The organism is Arsenophonus sp. ENCA, from assembly GCF_002287155.1.
GTDB classification, from domain to species: Bacteria; Pseudomonadota; Gammaproteobacteria; order Enterobacterales; family Enterobacteriaceae; genus Arsenophonus; species Arsenophonus nilaparvatae.
In genome coordinates this window covers 1-2,757 of the sequence record NZ_NHNG01000369.1, presented here as the reverse complement: position 1 = coordinate 2,757, position 2,757 = coordinate 1, and the positions used below count along the sequence as shown (strand labels likewise).

1 protein-coding gene and 2 pseudogenes are annotated in these 2,757 nt (G+C 37.6%); 2 read left to right on the top strand and 1 reads right to left on the bottom strand.

The window, feature by feature from the left end; translation table 11 throughout:
- Positions 1–212: pseudogene (locus tag CBG25_RS09605) on the top strand (hypothetical protein); the annotation flags it as partial.
- A gap of 241 nt (positions 213–453) precedes the next feature.
- Positions 454–1,863: a glutamate--ammonia ligase gene (glnA, locus tag CBG25_RS09600; RefSeq protein ID WP_290606273.1), complete on the top strand. Its 1,410-nt coding sequence runs from the start codon at positions 454–456 to the stop codon at positions 1,861–1,863.
- Between the two features lie 682 nt (positions 1,864–2,545).
- Here the strand turns inward: glnA and CBG25_RS09595 are convergent.
- Positions 2,546–2,757 (bottom strand): annotated as a pseudogene (locus CBG25_RS09595) (hypothetical protein); the annotation flags it as partial.

The window sequence follows — 2,757 nt, the reverse complement described above, 5'->3', positions numbered from 1 at the left end:
ATCGAGAAGTTAAACAAAATTGTGGTATTGAACGCTGTCAGGCTCGCACGAGCCGAGCGCAAAGAAATCATATTTTTCTCGCTATTTCTGCGTGGTTTGAACAACATAAACGTCGTATATCTGAAAAAATAACCCTTTATCAACAAAATTGGGACGTAATCAAAAATGCTATTGCTGAGCACATCCGTGTTTTATTAGCGTACCCAAATTAGTTTTGTGCGAAACTCGTGTCTTTTTTCGATTACTGCATCATGATTGTGCTTTAATAACATCCGATTTGCACAAAAATAGTGCAAATTATTATTCAATTTATGATTATTTACTAATAAATCATTAAAAAAGCATCTATTATCAGTTATAAAAATTTGGCATGATTTTCGCGTAATGAATAATTAACTATCATAAAACTTTTTGGCGCTATGTTCAAAATAGGATCCAATCAGGAGAATCTTTATGTCTGTTGAGCATGTTTTATCCATGATCAAAGAGCACCATGTTAAATATATTGATCTACGCTTTACCGATACCAGAGGTAAAGAACAACATATCACTATCCCTGCTCACCAAATTAACCAAGATTTCTTTGAAGAAGGTAAAATGTTTGACGGTTCGTCAATTGCTGGTTGGAAAGGAATTAATGAGTCAGATATGATGCTTATGCCTGATCCTGAGACGGCAGTATTAGATCCTTTTTTTAGTGATTCAACCCTAATTATTCGCTGTGATATCCTAGAGCCCGACACTCATAAGGGCTACGAACGAGATCCACGTTCAATTTCTAAACGCGCCGAAAATTTCTTACGTAGTAGCGGTATTGCAGATACGATATTATTTGGGCCTGAACCTGAATTCTTTGTGTTTGACGATATTCGCTTTGGTAACAATATTTCTGATGCTTATTATCATATCGATGATGTTGAAGCAGCCTGGAATTCTGGCGCACATTATGAAGATGGTAATAAAGGTCATCGGCCAAGCATTAAAGGTGGTTATTTTCCTGTCCCTCCCGTTGACTCTTCACAAAATATGCGCTCTGCTATGTGTTCCACCATGGAGAAAATGGGATTAATTGTTGAAGCACACCACCATGAAGTTGCCACCGCAGGCCAAAACGAGGTTGCTACCCGTTTTAATACCATGACTAAAAAGGCCGATGAAACACAAATATACAAATACGTGGTGCACAATATTGCCCATTCTTTTGGTAAAACAGCAACATTTATGCCAAAACCACTAGTGGGTGATAATGGCTCTGGTATGCACTGTCATATGTCACTAGAAAAAAATGGCAGCAACTTGTTTGCCGGTGATAAATATGGCGGGCTATCTGAAATGGCACTTTATTATATTGGCGGTATTATTAAACATGCGCGAGCTTTAAATGCCTTTACTAATCCAACCACCAACTCTTATAAGCGTCTGGTGCCAGGTTTTGAAGCACCTGTAATGTTGGCTTACTCCGCACGTAATCGTTCAGCTTCTATTCGCATTCCAGTCGTTGCTAATCTTAGAGCATCGCGTATTGAGGTTCGTTTCCCAGACCCGGCTGCCAATCCGTACTTAGCCTTTGCGGCACAATTGATGGCAGGTCTCGATGGAATTATTAATAAAATTCATCCGGGTGAAGCAATGGACAAAAATTTATATGATTTACCCGCAGAAGAAGCACAAGAGATCCCAACCGTTGCCAATTCACTGGAAGAAGCACTACAGGCATTGGATGCTGATCGGGAGTTTTTGAAACGGGGTGAAGTATTTACTGATGAAACGATCGATGCTTATATCAATTTATTAAAAGATGATGTTCAACGTATTCGGATGGCACCTCACCCATTAGAGTTCGAAATATACTACAGCGTTTGATAAGCCATTCTCCGCTTAGTATTTTTGTTGTGTTGTAATATTTACCTCATCTTTTGATGAGGTTTTTTCTGCATAATAATTGAACAAAAACTCTTGGTTTATACTCAAATATGTTAATATGCACTAAAAAGGTGCAGGAGTAAGACCAAGTGAAAATTGATAATTTACCAATTGGCGATCATATTTTAGATTGTTTATTGCATAATATTCTATTACTCGATAATGAACTTATCATCCATTACGCTAATCATGCTAGCCGCCAATTTTTTTAGCTAGCCCAAGAAAATTACTAGGTACACCGCTACCAGTACTGTTTGATTATTGTTCGCTTAATATGGATTTAATGCAAAAAAAAAATAAAAAAAAATCTAAGCTTTACCGATAATGACGTTACTCTGGTTATTAATAATCACTCTTATATCGTGACTATCAGTGCGCAGCCCATTTCACCATGCTTTATTTTGCTAGAATTTTCGCCAGTCAATCACCTTTGCATATTACCATGCATGCAGATCAGCTAATAACATTTAACCAGATCGCTTAATAACATCGATGGAGATCACTTTTGGCCCATTTTGTTATTCGGTGATCTCCATCAATGTTATTCTAATTATCACAGGTGTGTTGAACTGTATTCTTTGCCATATGAGGGTAGAGAATACCTCACGAGTTTCGCACAAAACTAATTTGGGTACGCTAATAAAACACGGATGTGCTCAGCAATAGCATTTTTGATTACGTCCCAATTTTGTTGATAAAGGGTTATTTTTTCAGATATACGACGTTTATGTTGTTCAAACCACGCAGAAATAGCGAGAAAAATATGATTTCTTTGCGCTCGGCTCGTGCGAGCCTGACAGCGTTCAATACCACAATTTTGTTTAACTTCTCGAT